The sequence below is a fragment of the Clostridium formicaceticum genome (assembly GCF_001854185.1).
Classification (GTDB): domain Bacteria; phylum Bacillota; class Clostridia; order Peptostreptococcales; family Natronincolaceae; genus Andreesenella; species Andreesenella formicacetica.
In genome coordinates this window covers 1,433,518-1,451,181 of the sequence record NZ_CP017603.1, presented here as the reverse complement: position 1 = coordinate 1,451,181, position 17,664 = coordinate 1,433,518, and the positions used below count along the sequence as shown (strand labels likewise).

Sequence of the window (17,664 nt, the reverse complement as noted above, 5' to 3'; positions counted from 1 at the left end):
TTTTTAAAGAATTTAAGTCTCAGGCACCGAAATTCCTTTTTTTCTAATATGCTTTTCTACACAAGACTTACATATACAAGCCTTTCTTTTTTTATCCTCAGGAACCATATCTAATAAGTCCTGGGGAAACTCATAATCACTGCACCAACAACTGTTTTCTCCATGTTGGCAATTATTGTCCTGTCCGCATAAAGGACATTTTCTTTCTGCACCTTCTACAGCCAAATTAATCTCTCCTTCATAATCAGTTATAAAAAAACCGCCCCCCCTTAATCCACGATTAAAGTCACGGGGGTGTGGAGGACATTCATCAATCTATTAAGTTATTAAGTTTTATTAAGTTTTAAATTGATAAGTTGGTGTTAAATTGATGTCTGTCACCGTTCTTGTTTCTTATCTTAATTCATTAATTTTTTTATTTCAGCTTCTTCAAGTCCTGTAGCTTTTATAATCTTATCTATTTCCACGCCTAAACCAAGTAAGTTTCTAGCCACCTCTCTTTTTTCTTCCCACTTACCTTTCTCCATGCCTTTTTCCATGCCTTTCTCCATACCTTTTTCCATGCCTTTCTCCATGCCTTTCTCCATGCCTTTCTCCATGCCTTTCTCCATGCCTTCTTTTATCAACTTTTCAGCTATTGTCATGATTACATCGCTCCTTTCAATGGAAATATCCTTTGCCATATCATACACTGCTTTTAGCTCTAGGTCATTTCTAGCATTCATAATGTATCTAATGAAGGTCTCAAAATATTCTATACCTTTTTCTTGTTTATCTATTTTATCTAATGCTATCATTGCTTCTCTTAAGGTTAGAAGAAATTCATCATAGTCCTTTTCAAATATATCTCTTAATATTTTTATGAATATTCTTAACTTTGTATCTCCTTTTATTTCTTCATCTGTATATCGAGATAGGTCGTATAGGATATATTCATAGTCGGGTATATATTTTGCCACCGTCCTATGAAGGTCTTTATAACCTTCTATCATGTCTGATAGCTTTAAAGAAGTATTCCAAAAACTTCTTCCATGGTGTACTACCAATGGTATAATGATTGGTAGCTTTGCTTCTTTTTCCTTAACCATCTTCTGTTCCCATATTTTTATCATATATTTTAGCAGTTGAAGAGATATTCTGCCTGATGAATAGCTTTTATGTTCAAAGAGGAAATAAATATAGCCCTCTCCTTCTTTCATTTTTGTTTTAAATAATAGGTCGGAAAAGGTTTCTTCTAGCTCTTTTTCTATATAGCTATCCTTTTGGGGCGATAATGTCTCTAGATCTATTATCTCCAAAACTTCTTTAGGCAAATAATTGGTCATAAAGTTCTTTGCTGTCTTGATATCGCTTAAAGTCTCTTTAAAAAATTTGTCATGAGGTTTTTTTATTTCACTCATCATTTTCTCCTTTTCCCACTATCTTACTGTTATTTTATCAAAACATCACACTATTTACTATAGATTTTGAAGCATTCTTCAAACATCGATTTTAAGAAGAATTAGCAACAGCACAAAGCCTCCGTCAGACTGCGTGAAAATCGTAGCGAATGGGTATTAAAGGTTTAAAACACAAGATTCTTCACTACCTTCAGAATGACAAAAACACGAATAAGGTTAGTTTTTACGCAGTCTGCCACCGTTTAAAAATTTAACTTAGAGATTCCTATGATGCTGTTTATTTTTTCTCTAATTATGATATAATAGTAAAAAAGGTAATCGGATTCGCATAATGCGATTGCCACAATCAGGTTAAAGTTTAATACATGATAACCATCCTGCCGCTAACAGGGTGGTTATTTCTTTTGGTTCTTATTCCTATCTAAATAGGAGATAAGCGATAAGATAAGCATAGAAAACAGTATCATTAGTGATATTGCCTCATATGTACTCATATCGCACCACCTCCCTTCATCTGAAGTGAAGCGGCAACCATACCCTGCTTTTTATCCGACTACCTTATTGCTATTCTATCAAAATGTCAAAGGATTTACTATAGTTTTCCCATAGCTTTTACATATTCTCCGAAGGTAGATTTCAAGAAGAATTAACAACGATACAGAAGAACTATCCCCCCTGTGTATTTGCTTTTTAACACAGAAGAGCTGTCCCTCAGTGCCAGCTATGTCCTTGTGACATCTGTCACCATTCTTGTTTGTCCATAGTTGTTACTCCTTGTCTTAATTCATTAATTTTTTTATTTCAGCTTCTTCAAGTCCTGTAGCTTTTATAATCTTATCTATTTCCACGCCTAAACCAAGTAAGTTTCTAGCCACCTCTCTTTTTTCTTCCCACTTACCTTTCTCTATGCCTCTTTCCATGCCTTTTTTCATACCTTTTTCCATGCCTTTCTCCATGCCTTTCTCCATGCCTTCTTTTATCAACTTTTCAGCTATTGTCATGATTACATCGCTCCTTTCAATGGAAATATCCTTTGCCATATCATACACTGCTTTTAGCTCTAGGTCATTTCTAGCATTCATAATGTATCTAATGAAGGTCTCAAAATATTCTATACCTTTTTCTTGTTTATCTATTTTATCTAATGCTATCATTGCTTCTCTTAAGGTTAGAACGACACAGAAGAACCGTCCCCCTGTATATCCTCTGCCTGACACCGTTGTTTAGGTTTAAAATTATAAAAATCCTGTTTATTTTTGCCCTAGTTATGATATAATAGTAAAAAAGGTAATCGGATTCGCATAATGCGATTGCCGCCGTGAGTTTTAAATCTTTTTAATCACTCTGCAGGGCTGTGCAGGGTGATTATTTCTTTTGGTTCTTATTCCTATCTATATAGGAGATAAGCGACAGAATCAACATAGAAAACAGTATCATTAGTGATATTGCCTCATATGTACTCATCGCACCACCTCCCTTCATCCGAAGTGAAGCGGCAACCACACCCTGCTTTTTATCCGACTACCTTATTGCTATTCTATCAAAATGTCAAGAAATTTACTATAGTTTTCCCATAGCTTTTACATATTTTCCGAAGGTAGATTTCAAGAAGAATTGACAACGACACAAAACCTCCGTCTCCTTGTGTCTCCTATGTGCTAGACTTTACGTTTACTGATATAATCATTGATAACTTTATCCATTTCCTGGCTAATCTCAAGCAATTTCTCTTTATTACGGTTATCTATATCTTTAGCAAACATATCCAATTGTTTTCTCAATTCTTCTATACATTTTTTCATTTTTATCATCTGTAAATTCCTCCAATAATTTTATATAACTTGCTTGTTAAGCAAATTATATCACTAAACTTGCTCTATAATCAAGTTTATAAACAACCAATTTGGAGAGATTAATTTATGATAAATATGAACAATTTAAATGCTAGAAACTTAATAGGCAATCGTGTTCGTCAAGCTCGTCATAAAACTAAACCTAAAGTAACCCAAACAGACCTTTTGGCCCGTCTGGCTGTTCGAGGAATTGAATTGGAAAAAACAACAATTTCCAAGATAGAAGCAAAAACAAGACCGGTAACAGATATTGAACTTGTGGCTATTGCCGATGCTTTAGGAGTGAGTGTATTATGGCTGCTAAACATAGAATGATTTAGGAAATGCCAGCAATCTGGTGAAAGTACACCCATCGTTACAGCTCCTATACTAGAGCCTGTAGTTTCTTTATCTTTATCCATTTAAGTTTTTAAGTTGATAAGTTGGTGTCTGGCACTGTGTCAGCTTTTGTGTGGTGTTTGTGGTAGCTGTCACCATTCTTGTTTGTCCATAGTTGTTACCCCTTGTCTTAATTCATTAATTTTTTTATTTCAGCTTCTTCAAGTCCTGTAGCTTTTATAATCTTATCTATTTCCACGCTTAAACCAAGTAAGTTTCTAGCCACCTCTCTTTTTTCTTCCCACTTACCTTTCTCCATGCCTTTTTCCATGCCTTTTTCCATACCTTTTTCCATGCCTTTCTCCATGCCTTTCTCCATGCCTTCTTTTATCAACTTTTCAGCTATTGTCATGATTACATCTCTCCTTTCAATGGAAATATCCTTTGCCATATCATACACTGCTTTTAGCTCTAGGTCATTTCTAGCATTCATAATGTATCTAATGAAGGTCTCAAAATATTCTATACCTTTTTCTTGTTTATCTATTTTATCTAATGCTATCATTGCTTCTCTTAAGGTTAAAACGACACAGAAGAACCGTCCCCTTGTATATCCTCTGGAAAAGGGAACTTGTCTTTCCTATTCCATCAATGGTTACGTCAAAATTGACCAATAGAACCTACGCTTTGGTTTAAAGCTTAACGCCCTTTCTCTCAACCCAATGCCCTGCTGAGTTGATGTCAGGTATTGAGTTCTATTTTAAAGATTTCTCTACTACTGTTTTTTACAATTAACATAAATTGGAGGTGAAAATGACATAAAACCTCCGTCCCCTTGTGTTCTCCCACATTTATTCTTCCTACTTCTTTACCAGCAATTTCTCCAAGTGTGCACCGAGGTTTTGTAAAATGTTGTTTATTTTTTCTCTAAGTATGATATAATAATAAAAAAGGTAATCGGATTCGCATAATGCGATTGCCACCAACAGTTTTAAATCATCTTAATCACTCTGTAGGGGCATACAGGGTGATTATTTCTTTTGGTTCTTATTCCTATCTAAATAGGAGATAAGCGATAAAATCAACATAGAAAACAGTATCATCACTGATATTGCTTCATATGTACTCATCGCACCACCTCCCTTCATCTGAAGTGAAGTGGCAACCACACCCTGCTTTTATCCGACTACCTTATTGCTATTCTATCAAAATGTCAAAGGGTTTACTATAGTTTTCCCATAGCTTTTACATATTCTCCGAAGGTAGATTTCAAGAAGAATTAACAACGACACAGAAGAACTGTCCCCCTGTGTCTTGTCCCTTCCCTTGTGTCCCAGTATTACACTTTCTTAATTTTGCTACTGGCGCCTAAATATCCTAAAATCCCAACAGTTGCTCCAGCGCTATCAATAAATACATCTCGAATCTCACCACTTCGTCCTGGAACATAGAGCTGGTGGACTTCATCTGAAACAGCATACATGGCACAAATGATAAAAGCTATAACAACTCCCTTAAATCCAACTACTCCACCTCTTCGCAAAGCATTCAACACCAAAACCCCCAGCACTAAATAGGAAAAGAAATGAGCATTTTTTCTTATCAAGTGATGTAGTCTTCCCATATCTAACTCAGCAGCCCTATCAGGAGCAACTCTCTCTATCGTCTGAAGGACTATTTCCGTTACTCCCCTGCTCATCTCCTTAGATTGGATTGCAGGTCGGGATGATGAATAAAATATCAGTCCCATCCAAAACAGAACTGATATCCATGAAATGATAATTACTCTTTTACTCATTTATGCTTCCTTAGCCATAGCAACCGCTTCTAATGCAACAACCTCTGTTTCTTTCTCAACAATCTTATTTAGATATTTTAGAAACGCTTCCCGTAAATCTTCTCTTCTTAAGGCAAACTCTACTGTAGCCTCTAAAAACCCTTGCTTATCTCCCACGTCATATCTTCTACCTTCGAAATTATAGGCATACATGGCTTCCCTCTCAGCTAGGACCTTTAGCGCATCAGTTAACTGTATCTCCCCACCAGCCCCAGGCTCAGTATCCTCCAATATATCAAATATCGCTGGATTAATAATATATCTGCCTAGAATCGCTACATTGGAAGGCGCTTCTTCTACAGCTGGTTTCTCTACCAATCCTTTTACTTTATATACTCTATCTTCAATGTGCTTTCCTTCAACAATCCCATATTTACATACGTCTTCTCTAGCTACTTCCTGTACACCCAGGATAGAAGTCTTATATTCAGAGTAGGCATCTATCATTTGCTTTAGACAGGGCTTATTTGGATGATGGACAATATCATCCCCTAGAAGAACTGCAAAGGGTTCATTCCCTATAAAGCTTTTAGCACAATGTATAGCATGGCCTAATCCTTTAGCTTCTTTTTGTCTTATATAATGAATATTTACCATATCAGAGATCTTTCTTACCTCCGCCAGCAAATCATGTTTTCCTTTTGTCTCCAGCTCCAGCTCCAGTTCCACAGATTTGTCAAAGTGGTCTTCTATACTTTTCTTATTTCTTCCTGTAATGATTAAAATTTCCTCAATCCCAGACGCTACAGCCTCTTCTATAATATACTGTAAAGTAGGCTTGTCTACGATTGGTAGCATTTCTTTTGGTTGTGCTTTTGTAGCTGGCAGAAAACGAGTTCCTAATCCTGCTGCTGGTATAATTGCCTTACGTACTTCCATTGGTACAATCCTCCTTCTTTTACTTTACCTCGATAGTACACTTACTACACCATTACTTAGTGTCATAATAGCAATAGCCGCTATTAAATTTCCTAGCAATATAGCAGGAAATGCCCACTTAAAGCGCATATCTAAAAGTGCAGCGGCTAGGCTCCCACTCCATACACCAGTTCCAGGCAATGGAATAGCTACTATTAACAACAGTCCCCAAGCACCATATTTCTGTATTCTTCCTCCATTATTGTTCAAAGATCTGTCGGTAAGCTTATTCACCATTTTTTTAAACAATCTCGTTTTCTTAAGATAATTAAATATTGGCCTACTAGTAAATAAAATTATGGGCACAGGAATCATGCTGCCTATGAAGCTTATAAACGTAGCATGTAGGGGAGACAGCCCAAGCGACATTCCTACTGGTATTGCACCCCTAAGCTCTATTATAGGCAGCGCCGCTGTTAGCAGCACTGTTAGTTCTATCGTTAAAAAATTAAGTACTTGCTGTAAAAAAGCTTCCATCATTACTCCCCTTTAATGAATACCTTTCTCCTAAAAGGCTTATCAACACTAGGATTCTTGTGTTTATGATAGTTATATTTATGAAAAAGTTTTTTAGTCCCTAGTAAATAAATCTCTTGTGTACACCTTCTCCTCTACATCCATCAGTTCACTGGATAGCCTGTTTGTTACTATAACATCTGATATTTTCTTAAACTCATTTAAATCTTTTATTACTCTAGAATTAAAGAAAGCCTCTTCTTTTAACACTGGCTCATAAACCACTACTTCTATACCCTTAGCTTTAACTCTTTTCATAATTCCTTGTATAGAAGAAGCTCTAAAGTTATCAGAGTCCGTTTTCATTGTTAGTCTGTAAATTCCTACAATCTTAGGGTTTCTTTTGATAATCATATCTGCTATGTGGTCTTTTCTTGTTCTATTGGCATCTACAATAGCGCCTATTATATTGTTGGGTACATCTTCATAGTTAGCCCTTAATTGCTTAGTATCCTTTGGCAGACAGTATCCACCATAACCGAAGGATGGATTGTTGTAGTGGCTTCCAATACGTGGATCAAGACCTACACCTTCTATAATTTGCTTTGTATTTAATCCTCTAACCTCAGCATAAGTATCTAATTCATTGAAGTATGCCACCCTAAGTGCCAGGTAGGTATTTGAAAAAAGCTTAATTGCTTCTGCTTCGGTTGGATCAGTATATAAAACTGGAACATCTTTCTTAATAGCGCCTTGGAGCAATAAGTTTGCAAATACTTTAGCTCTTTCAGATTGTTCACCCACCACAATTCTCGACGGATAGAGGTTATCATAAAGCGCCTGACCTTCCCTTAAGAATTCTGGTGAGAAAATAATATTTTCCGTTTCAAATTTTTCCTTAACTTGCTTTGTATAACCTACTGGAACTGTTGATTTAATAACCATAACTGCATCTGGATTAATAGATAATACATTCGCAATAACCGCTTCAACGGTTCTGGTATTAAAGTAATTCTTCTCTGGGTCATAGTCAGTTGGTGTAGCGATGATTACAAATTCTGCATCTTTATAGGCTTTCAAATTATCTGTAGTCGCTACTAAGTTTAACTCCTTACTTGCTAAGAATTCTTCAATTTCTTTATCTACAATAGGTGACTCTTTGCGATTAATCATCTCCACCTTTTCTTGAATAATATCAAGGGCTGTCACTTCATTGTGTTGTGCAAGTAAAACTGCTAATGACAATCCAACATATCCTGTTCCTGCTACTGTTATTTTCATTTGAATGTCCCCCTTTTATAACTTGCTTGTTTCTTAAATCAGATATCAGATGACGGTTTTAGACTTTTCCTATAACTCAACTTTATAATACTCTTTATACCACTCTACAAACTTATAAAGTCCATCTTCAATGCTAGTAGAGGGTTTGAAATTAATGTCTCTTTCTAGATCCGAGACATCAGCATAAGTTCTAAGAACATCTCCAGGCTGCATGTCCATATATATTTTCTCAACTTCTTTACCAAGGGCAGCCTCTAAAGCGTTGATAAACCTCATAAGTTGAACTGGATTATTGTTACCAATGTTATAAATCTTATAAGGTGCAAAGCTTGTACTTAAATCATCTTTGCTCTCATCCCAGTCTTTGTTAGGAACTGGTGGCTTATCAATTAATTTATAAACGCCTTCCACAATATCGTCTATATATGTAAAATCTCTTTCCATTTTACCATGATTGAAGACTTTAATTGGTTTCCCAGATAGAATATCTTTTGTAAATGAAAAGTACGCCATATCTGGCCTTCCCCATGGACCATAGACAGTAAAAAATCTAAGTCCAGTAGTTGGAATATCATATAGATGACTGTATGTATGCGCCATTAATTCATTTGATTTCTTAGTTGCTGCATAAAGACTTACTGGATGATCTACATTATGATTAGTGGAAAATGGCGCTACTTTATTGCCGCCATAAACAGAACTTGATGATGCATAAAGCAGGTGTTTTACAGGATAATTTCTACAGGCCTCTAAGACATTCATAAACCCAGTGAGATTTGAATCCACGTAAGCATATGGATTTTCAATTGAATACCGCACACCAGCCTGGGCTGCTAGGTTTATAACATAGTCAAATTTGTATTGTTGAAAAAGCTTATTTACTTGCTCTTTATCTTTCAAGTCTATTTTGTGGAATATAAAGTTATCCTTTTTCTCTAAAATCTTTAAACGACTTTCTTTGAGACTTACATCGTAATAATCATTCAAGTTATCTATTCCTATTACTCGATATCCTTTATTTAATAATAGCACAGATAAATGAAATCCTATGAAACCGGATGAGCCGGTTACTAATATTTTGTTATCCATTTCAAATCCCCCTTTACTACTTCTTCAGCATATATGTGACTTTATGAGAAAAATCGTATCTGTATGGAAAAGGGAAATTGTCTTTCCTATTCCATCGATGATTACGTCGGTTACGTCAAAATTGACCAATAGAACCTGCACTTTGGTTTAAAGCTTAATGCCCTTAATCCTATAGGCCTTTTGTAATTAATAACTATTATCTTATATCTCAACTCAATGCCCTGCTGAGTTGAGGTCAGGTATCGAGTGTTATTTCAAAGCTTTCACTGTTACTGGTTTTTAGGATTAATATAAACTGGGGGGTGAAAATGACACAAAACGTCCGTCCTCTTGTGCCTCCCTTACGTCTCCCTTAAGTCTAATTTTCTTCCAATAGTTTTTGAGAAAGGCGAAAGTCAATGAATTCGGCTGAAGCTGTTATTAGTATTTTTATTTCTAGATTACCTGCATTTTTTCTTTTTAAGGGAGTTCTAGCCAATTGCCCATTGTTATTTCAAATTCTTCCGGTGAGATTTTTCCCATACCACTTTGGTGGAAAAATGTGATTTCACCAAAAATAATTTTATTATCTATGTAATAAAAATCTACTCTTGCGTGTGAGAATCCGGAAGATAATTTTCTACTAAGTTCTATCATCTCTTCAAATTTTTCTGGTTTATCTACTTTTATATTCATTTCTTTTGGATATGATATCTCTGCATCCATTAAATTCCACTGTAAGTCATATAAATTTCTTCTTGTTTTCTTCTTATCTGTAATGCTAAAATCAACTGTGATAAATTTGGGTTCACCATTAAAACAGAAAAAACGATAATCTCTTAATTCATCCCCACCATTCTGGACTAAGAATTTCTCACAAATGATACGTGGTTTAATATTTTTATACACCGGCTCTCTATTTTGCCAATAGTAATTTTTACGGAACCATCTGCTCATCACTTTAAACTTATCATGCCAATTAATATTAGATTTATCTGCACATATCATATTAAATCCGGATCCATGAGTTCCTTTTAGTACAAATTTCTCTGGTAATTTATCTATGTCAATATCATCTATAGATTCATAGACTGCAATCAGTTCATTCAGGTATTCAGATCCGATTCTTTCTTCTATAATTTCTCTTACTTCATATTTGTCTGCACATTTCGTTGCTATCGGATCGTGCCAATTCAATTTAAGCCATTGAAGTTTGTCATTATATTTAATTGGATTATTTAGTTCAACTTCACGTCCAAGCCTTTCTTTAAACCGCTTCTTAATTATACTTACATCTGAAATCAAATACTTGTAATAATACTCCTTTAATTTATCAAGTATAGCTACAAACAGTTCATTGTTTTCAAGATTGTTTTTCAGTTGTAACATCATTCATCCTCCCCTCTTTAGACATTATCTTAATTCTCTTCTCACAATAAAAAACAGAATAGAGGAATGTTACTATTAAAGCCACTGCTGTAGCAATAGCAGGTCCGATCAAGCCAAACAATTGAATAAACACAATATCCAAAACTAGATTTAGCACAGCTCTAACTATATTAATGTATTGAAGCACCTTATGTTTTTTATTAGTATTATAGTATAGTGTATAGAACACTGCTAAATATCTAAAAATGCTCCCTATCATTAAAATATTGAAAATTATAACAGATTGAACATATCTGTCACCATATAATACCGTGATAATCGGTTTTGAGAAAACCATAACAACAATATGCGCAATAGTACTCAAACCAAATATAATAAAGCGTTCCCTGTAGAAAAACCTTTTAATTTTTTCACTTTCATTATTTGCAAAATATTGTGTAACACTACCAGCGTAATAACTACTTATAACAAATGCAAGATTTGCTACCGAATTGAATAATTTATATGCCGCATTGTAGATACCTACATCTTCCGTTGTCATAAAATGCTTAATAACAGCCGTATCCCCAAAATTAATTAGATATAAACCAGAAAAACCAAACAGCTGCCAAAGTGAAAAATTCAGTACTTCTCTAAACCAATCGCTATCGAATTCAAATTTTCCAATATCTTTCTTGTCCATTCCTGCAATATACAATAAGACTGTTGTATGGCTAACAATATTTAATACAATTAGTGTTTTTACATCGAATGAAAAAATAAGAATCATCAATAAGTAAATGACTTTTGCAGTTACCGATAGCATACTTGACATCAGTTGCTTCTTGACTGCTAGAAAGTAGTGGCTTAAATAATCTTCAGCTACACTAATGTAAAGCCATATTAATATTAAGAAAGCTACATCCAAGCCTATATACTCATTTATTTGATGCCTAAGTAAAGCAAATAGTATCGTAGTTATTACAAGACTAACCTCGATGATAATATTTCTTGCCCAAAAAGTTTTATTAATTGATCCTGTTTTTGCTTTCTCACGACTACCGTAGTAAAGAATAGATGATGAGCTCCAACTGAAGCCAAATGTGGTAATTAATCCAATGAACATCAGAGCAACTGAAAATACACCAAAGTCACTCACTGTTAGCTTTCTAACAATGAATATATTGGTAACAAGACTTAATACCATAATTAGTACTTTTAATAAGGCATATATGATAAAGTTTTTTTTTGAAACTATTAAGGATAATATACCATTCATTATTTAATCTGCCTCTCTTCAACACTAACAACTAATAATATCTAGTTTATTGTAATTTAATTTCAGTAAAAAACTAATGATTACTATAAAAAGGCTAAATAATACTTAATTTATTCCGCGTACTACTAATTCCACAGAAAATGTATTTTATTTATTTCTGGGGGTTAATAATTATTTTCCTCTTTAAAAATTCTTTGATAAACACAATAATAATTACTAATACAAATACACCATAAAACCATACCTTTACAAACCATTGAAAATGGTTACGCACAACATGAATTATAATTGACATTGTTGAGATAGCCATAAAAGTTTTCATCGGATATTGATCCAACATCTTTTTATTATTAACCATTGTAATAGATACAATGATATAGCCTAAAAAGATCATAAAAACAGGTGCAAATATCGGACCAAAATTCAATAGTGCTTCCGCTACAATTGAAAATCCTGCTCCATAAGAAATCCCTAAATACTCTTGTGAAAACCATGTGCTTAGGGGCGAAAACGGCTTACCTATCAGTGAAAATATTCTGCTTGAAACGATCCCAAGCATTGCGTTAACATAAGTATTTCCATATGGATAAACGTCCCATCCTTTTTTTAGTAAGATAGTAGTCGGTCTCATAGTTACACCCATTTCAAAAATCGCAGAAATAATAGGTGAATTTTCCGCAAGGAAAGAATTTTTGATATTATCAAGATTAATCCCAATATTTCTTACCGCAGTAATGGCATTTAAAATGTACACTCCAACTATGGAAAATACTCCGTACTTTAAAAAGTGTTTAACATTTATGGGTTTATAAAATATATGACTCATCCATATCAATATAATAAACTTGTAGAGCCAACCTCCTCTATCACCAGAAAAAACTAAAATCAACACGTATATAGAAAATATTAAATAAACAATTCTTTTAACATTTATTTTGTATTTACTCCCAAGCAGTAACCCAATCAAACTTGGGAAAAACATATGCTCTAATAAATTAAAAATTAAATTGCCACCAATATTTTCACCATAATATATAGCATTATAACCATACACCCTTGCAAGCATAAGATTACTAATTGAATTATATAATGTTATTGGAACGACAATTAGACTAACTAATAAACATCCATAATATATTGACTTTAGAGTTGTGTCATTAGAATTAATCTGTTTATTTAGCTCACTAATGTTAGGAGTGTATTTTCTTTTCTCATTATATGCAAAAATTATAGCACCTAAATGAAATGTTGCTATACTTATTAGAATGAAGACTTGAGTATAAGCAATATCAGCAGAGTTTGGTGCGGGAAAAGCAAATAACATTGTTTGTCCAAGCTCTCGTGGATGATGAATTCCAAATGCCCACATTAAGCTTTGCCCGTAATTAAATAAGAAAAAAAACAACATGAAAATTGTATATAAGGAAAATATTCTATCAGTAAGTTTATACCATGTTAAAATCACATATATCCCTAAAATTATACCTAACCAAGATAAAACAAAATTGGTACTACTATAGTCTTTATATGCACTAAAATTCGCAGTAAAAACTAAGTAACTTAAAAAGCTAAGTATTGTTACATTAATCACTAAGATGAGTATAGCCACCTTAGAATACCGTTTGCTATTTAGCATTTCTTTATACCCCTGTCTATTTATCTAATAGTATTTATATAACAAGTCTATAAGTAATTTGAATACTGTCTACCAAATAGAGATCCATAATCTCTATGTTAATTCAAAATACTGTTAATGTGAATTAGTTATACAAATATCTAATTTCCAACTTTCAACAAATACTCTAACCACTCTTGACAAATTGTATCTATATTCAAATCACTTCGTATACTCACAGCATTATTTCCTATCATTTTAGACAATGCATTATCTGATATGAGCATTTTAATTGCATCTTCCATTGCTTTAACATTTCTTACAGGAACAAGCACACCGTTTTTCATATTCTTTATTAATTCTCTAGGTCCACCACTAGGACAATCCGTTGATATACATGGAATTCCTAAAGCCATAGCTTCTATCAACGCGTTAGGCATTCCTTCGAAATCAGAAGACAAAATAAATACTTCAGCATCGATTATTTCTTTAAATAATTTCTTTGTCGCTCCAGGCAAAAAAACTTTATTTTCTAAATTAAGACCCTCAATCAATTTTTCTAGCCTACCTCTTTCACTGCCGTTACCATATATAGTTAGTGTGTATTCAGGATATGCTTCTTCTATCCCTTTAAAAACTCTTATCAGCAACTCATGATTCTTTTGAGGTACCAATCGGCCGGCTGTAACTATTCTCTTTGACCTGACTCCATTGAAAGGTGCTGGCAAAGTATCCACTAATAGTGGATTTGGGATTACTGTTGACTTACTTTGTACTACATTAGAATAATAGTTTTTAGCCCTTTCAGTTTGAAATATAAAGCCATCAGCAAGTAACATTAGACTTCTCGATAATAGTTTTGTTATTGTTCTTCCTTTAAAATTTGCAGGATCATTTCGTTCAGAAACCACAACAGAAATATTTAATCCAGCTGATGCAGGTATAGCATAAACAGCCAAAGGTACCCCCATTACCAATACTTTATTTATCCCATATTTTCTCAAATTCTTTCGAAGCTCTCTTATAAGTTTAACTTTGGATGGATTGGATTTATTGTTTATTGCTACTCGATTTATTGATGGACCCAATACATAACCTTCTTCTCTATCTTTGTTTAATGTAAACAGAAAAGCATCAACACCTTGACTTATCATCCATTCAGCTAAAATTAAAGATACTCTTTCAGCTCCACCTAGTGATAAGGAATTAGCAATAATTGCAATTTTATCTCTACTCATCATTAAATTTCCTCACTTTAGGTTTTGCAGGCACTCCTATAACCATTTCATTATCATTAATATCTCTTGTAACAACTGCCCCAGCACCGACAACAACACTCTTACCAATCGTAATCCCAGCTGAAATTACTACATGCCCTCCACACCAAGTCCCTTTACCAATACTAATGGGTTTACTTTCTCCTTTGTTTGTAACTATTCCATTTTCAATTATATGATTGCTACTTGCTATCACTGACATAGGTCCGATTATGACATTATCTTCTAATGTTACATTACCTTTTGCTTGAATATAACAATAGTGAGAAATATAGCAATCATTTCCAATATAAAGATTCTGGGGATTATTTATAATTACACCTCTACCTATTTGAAGTCTTTTTCCACATTTGCCGAAAAAGGGTTCCATTAAGAGACCTTTGAGCCTGTTTGTTACTAGATGATTAGGAAGTAATGCAGTTAATATGTTTATGAAATGAATAGGAATATCCCTTAAGACATAATTGAATAATATTTTGACATACCTCATATTCTCACCTAGCCTCGTTAATTTTCTTCAATAAAATTTTTAAAGAATGATTCTCTTCGTGAATATAGTATTTTCTTTAAATACTGTTTTGATTTTTCGTGATTTTTAATAGCTTGTTCTTTCATAATATCTATATTGAATTGTTTGAAAATACTACAAATATCATTAACATTTCCTTTTTCAAATATGAATTGATCATCAATTTGTTCATGTATTCCACCAGCATCTGCTCCAAAAATCGGACATCCTTTACTCATAGCTTCAATAATTGCTCTAGATAGACCTTCTTGCTTACTTGGGTGAACATAAATATCAATATTATCTAGCCACTTAAACACGTCTTCATGCTTTAATGAACCTATAAATTCAATTTGATCTAATACTCCATTTTCTATAGCGTTTTTTTTAAGATACTCCTTACTTCCACCACCAACAAGTTGGTACTTAATATCATATCCCTCTCGCTTTAGAATAGCAATTGCTTTTATTACATCTTCTTGGCCTTTATATACCACGTCAATTGTTGCACATGTACCCAAAACAATCTTATTTCTAAAATCAATATTTTCGATTTTTTTTAATCTCTCTATTAGATCATCCTGGGCAACACTCTCTAAAGTGACATTTGAACAAGCTATTGTTTTTCCTTTGGTAGGATAACGTCTCTGTAAAAATTCTTCTGTTACATAAACTACATATTTGGAATCCGCTACTATTTTTTTCATTAAATACATTACCACTAACGCCTCTGGAAAATGTCTTATGCCTTTATTAGCAATAGCATCCCATGCACATCCAACAACTTCAGTTAAATATGGTTTCCTATACTTTTTTGCCCACTTAGCCGCATATATGCCTAAAATACTGGGCATCCTTATAACAATGTAGTCACTTTGTTGGATTCGTTCTTTTATCTTTTCTCTTATGTCTTTTTCTTTTAATTCTTTCAGATTTTTAATAGTTGTAAGCTTGATTCTTTTATCAACTAAATTATTCCTATCATATTTCCCATTATCAACGATAGTCTCTCGTCCAATTATTTCAATAGATCCAAAAATTGAAACATATCTATTAAAAAATTCTTCATCAAACCCGTACGAGAAATAATAATCATCGCCAATCTTTGGAAATCTATGATCATGCACAAATAATCCTACCATGGGAACTCTCCTTGCTGTTTATTATAATCTCCAATAACTATACCCTTTATCTTCAATCTCACGTCTATCTAGCATGCTCTTTACATCAATAAACACTTTATCTTTGTTGTCAAAATCTCCATATAGTGAATCTAAATCATTCCATGTCATTTGTTTAAAAATATCATGCGCTACTGCAAGCACTAAGCAATCTGCGTAATTTATATCTTTAATATCTACTAAATCGATACCGTATTCATGCTTAGCCTCTTCAGCATCAGCTTCTGGATCGACTACAATCGGTTCAATACCATATTCTATAAGGTTATCAATAATATCTACTACTTTTGAGTTTCTCGTATCTGGTGTATTTTCTTTAAAGGTTATGCCCAAAATAACAACTCTAGCTTGTCTTACTACTTTATTTGCTAAGATAAGTTTTTTAATTATTGCATCAGCAACAAATTTACCCATACCATCATTGATCTTTCTACCTGAAAGAATAATCTGGCTGTGATATCCTAATTTTTCGGCTTCATAAACAAAATAGTATGGATCAACTCCAATGCAGTGACCTCCAACTAGACCAGGTGTAAACCCAAGTGCATTCCATTTTGTATTCATCGCGTCGATAACTTCTTTAGTGTCAATTCCCATTCGATCAAAAACCATAGCAAGTTCATTCATAAATGCAATGTTAATGTCTCGCTGGCTATTTTCAACTACTTTTGCCGCTTCAGCAACTTTTACTGAACCTGCTCTATGGACGCCAACTTCAATAACTAATTCATAAATTTTGGCAATTTCTTCAAGGCTTTCTTCATCGATACCTGAAACTATCTTAATGATATTTTCTAATCTATGTACCTTATCGCCAGGATTAATACGTTCAGGTGAATATCCAACTTTAAAATCAATACCACATTTCAATCCAGACTCCTCTTCTAAAATTGGAACACAAATATCTTCTGTTACACCTGGATAAACTGTTGACTCGTAAACTACAATAGAGCCTTTTATTAAATTGCGTCCTACGATTCTACTAGCTCCTTCAACTGGTGATAGATCTGGCGTTTTGTCTGAATTGATTGGCGTAGGAACTGCAACAATATGAAATTTAGCATTCTTTAACTTCGTTTCATCTGATGTGAACTCAACCGATGTTTTTTTAATCTCGTTATTACCAACTTCATTAGTTGGATCGATACCTGCTTTATATAATTCAATTTTCTTTTTATTGAGATCAAAGCCTATAACATCAACCTTCTTAGCAAAAGCAACCGCTATAGGCATACCAACATAACCAAGCCCAATAACTGAAATTTTTTCTTTGCCATTAATAATTTCATTATATAAACTCATAAG

Annotated in this window: 21 protein-coding genes; 1 reads left to right on the top strand and 20 read right to left on the bottom strand. The window is 33.7% G+C overall.

The features are described from left to right. Nucleotides 1-12 precede the first annotated feature (12 nt). The 6 genes from BJL90_RS06755 to BJL90_RS21395 form a co-directional block, all read right to left on the bottom strand. Nucleotides 13-225 carry a cysteine-rich CWC family protein gene (locus BJL90_RS06755; RefSeq protein WP_070965683.1) on the bottom strand — a complete coding sequence of 71 codons (213 nt, stop codon included), beginning with the start codon at nt 223-225 and terminating at the stop codon, nt 13-15. A 173-nt stretch (nt 226-398) separates the two neighbouring features. Further along, on the bottom strand, nt 399-1,400 hold the full coding sequence (locus tag BJL90_RS06750; RefSeq protein ID WP_070965679.1) for an Rpn family recombination-promoting nuclease/putative transposase: 1,002 nt from the start codon (nt 1,398-1,400) through the stop codon (nt 399-401). A gap of 395 nt (nt 1,401-1,795) precedes the next feature. Beyond that, the gene (locus BJL90_RS23045; RefSeq protein ID WP_257786403.1) at nt 1,796-1,894 is read right to left on the bottom strand and encodes a putative holin-like toxin; all 99 of its coding nucleotides are present in this window, start codon (nt 1,892-1,894) and stop codon (nt 1,796-1,798) included. 285 nt (nt 1,895-2,179) lie between these two features. Further along, nucleotides 2,180-2,617, bottom strand: a complete 438-nt coding sequence (locus BJL90_RS22720; protein WP_236905039.1) for an RpnC/YadD family protein — start codon at nt 2,615-2,617, stop codon at nt 2,180-2,182. Between the two features lie 148 nt (nt 2,618-2,765). Beyond that, nucleotides 2,766-2,864, bottom strand: coding sequence for a putative holin-like toxin (locus tag BJL90_RS22715; RefSeq protein WP_236905038.1), 99 nt, complete (start codon nt 2,862-2,864; stop codon nt 2,766-2,768). 194 nt (nt 2,865-3,058) lie between these two features. Beyond that, the gene (locus BJL90_RS21395; protein ID WP_081561879.1) at nt 3,059-3,211 is read right to left on the bottom strand and encodes a Spo0E family sporulation regulatory protein-aspartic acid phosphatase; all 153 of its coding nucleotides are present in this window, start codon (nt 3,209-3,211) and stop codon (nt 3,059-3,061) included. Nucleotides 3,212-3,319: 108 nt separating this feature from the next. Here BJL90_RS21395 and BJL90_RS06740 point away from each other — a divergent pair, with 108 nt between their 5' ends. Then, complete coding sequence (locus BJL90_RS06740) at nt 3,320-3,568, top strand: helix-turn-helix domain-containing protein (RefSeq protein WP_070965674.1); 249 nt, start codon at nt 3,320-3,322, stop codon at nt 3,566-3,568. Nucleotides 3,569-3,761: 193 nt separating this feature from the next. On the opposite strand, the gene BJL90_RS06735 is transcribed toward BJL90_RS06740, so the two are convergent. The 14 genes from BJL90_RS06735 to BJL90_RS06675 all read right to left on the bottom strand — a co-directional run bounded on the left by BJL90_RS06735 (nt 3,762) and on the right by BJL90_RS06675 (nt 17,661). Beyond that, on the bottom strand, nt 3,762-4,136 hold the full coding sequence (locus BJL90_RS06735; RefSeq protein WP_070965671.1) for an RpnC/YadD family protein: 375 nt from the start codon (nt 4,134-4,136) through the stop codon (nt 3,762-3,764). A gap of 466 nt (nt 4,137-4,602) precedes the next feature. Further along, a complete protein-coding gene (locus tag BJL90_RS22710; RefSeq protein WP_236905037.1) occupies nt 4,603-4,701 on the bottom strand; it encodes a putative holin-like toxin in 99 nt (32 codons plus the stop codon). 209 nt (nt 4,702-4,910) lie between these two features. After that, nucleotides 4,911-5,369 carry a VanZ family protein gene (locus tag BJL90_RS06730; protein ID WP_070965668.1) on the bottom strand — a complete coding sequence of 153 codons (459 nt, stop codon included), beginning with the start codon at nt 5,367-5,369 and terminating at the stop codon, nt 4,911-4,913. Next, nucleotides 5,370-6,287, bottom strand: a complete 918-nt coding sequence (galU, locus tag BJL90_RS06725) for a UTP--glucose-1-phosphate uridylyltransferase GalU (RefSeq protein ID WP_070965665.1) — start codon at nt 6,285-6,287, stop codon at nt 5,370-5,372. It abuts the gene before it with no gap. Nucleotides 6,288-6,311: 24 nt separating this feature from the next. Then, entirely contained in the window at nt 6,312-6,803 is a 492-nt protein-coding gene (locus BJL90_RS06720; protein WP_070965662.1) for a COG2426 family protein, read from the bottom strand. Between the two features lie 93 nt (nt 6,804-6,896). Beyond that, nucleotides 6,897-8,063 carry a nucleotide sugar dehydrogenase gene (locus BJL90_RS06715; protein ID WP_070965659.1) on the bottom strand — a complete coding sequence of 389 codons (1,167 nt, stop codon included), beginning with the start codon at nt 8,061-8,063 and terminating at the stop codon, nt 6,897-6,899. A gap of 69 nt (nt 8,064-8,132) precedes the next feature. Continuing rightward, on the bottom strand, nt 8,133-9,152 hold the full coding sequence (locus BJL90_RS06710; protein ID WP_070965656.1) for an NAD-dependent epimerase: 1,020 nt from the start codon (nt 9,150-9,152) through the stop codon (nt 8,133-8,135). A gap of 459 nt (nt 9,153-9,611) precedes the next feature. Continuing rightward, nucleotides 9,612-10,520 (bottom strand): ATP-grasp fold amidoligase family protein, encoded by a 909-nt coding sequence (locus BJL90_RS06705; RefSeq protein ID WP_070965652.1) that lies wholly within the window; start codon nt 10,518-10,520, stop codon nt 9,612-9,614. Then, a complete protein-coding gene (locus tag BJL90_RS06700) occupies nt 10,495-11,778 on the bottom strand; it encodes a lipopolysaccharide biosynthesis protein (protein WP_070965648.1) in 1,284 nt (427 codons plus the stop codon). The genes BJL90_RS06705 and BJL90_RS06700 overlap by 26 nt, the downstream gene beginning before the upstream one ends. A gap of 151 nt (nt 11,779-11,929) precedes the next feature. Next, a complete protein-coding gene (gene wzy / locus BJL90_RS06695; RefSeq protein WP_070965646.1) occupies nt 11,930-13,414 on the bottom strand; it encodes an O-antigen polysaccharide polymerase Wzy in 1,485 nt (494 codons plus the stop codon). 140 nt (nt 13,415-13,554) lie between these two features. Further along, nucleotides 13,555-14,634: a glycosyltransferase gene (locus tag BJL90_RS06690; protein WP_081561877.1), complete on the bottom strand. Its 1,080-nt coding sequence runs from the start codon at nt 14,632-14,634 to the stop codon at nt 13,555-13,557. Further along, nucleotides 14,624-15,160: an acyltransferase gene (locus tag BJL90_RS06685; protein WP_070965640.1), complete on the bottom strand. Its 537-nt coding sequence runs from the start codon at nt 15,158-15,160 to the stop codon at nt 14,624-14,626. Before BJL90_RS06685 ends, BJL90_RS06690 begins: the two co-directional genes overlap by 11 nt. Nucleotides 15,161-15,177: 17 nt before the next feature. Next, complete coding sequence (locus BJL90_RS06680; RefSeq protein WP_070965638.1) at nt 15,178-16,320, bottom strand: glycosyltransferase; 1,143 nt, start codon at nt 16,318-16,320, stop codon at nt 15,178-15,180. A gap of 21 nt (nt 16,321-16,341) precedes the next feature. Next, nucleotides 16,342-17,661, bottom strand: a complete 1,320-nt coding sequence (locus BJL90_RS06675; RefSeq protein ID WP_070965635.1) for a nucleotide sugar dehydrogenase — start codon at nt 17,659-17,661, stop codon at nt 16,342-16,344. Nucleotides 17,662-17,664: the final 3 nt, after the last annotated feature.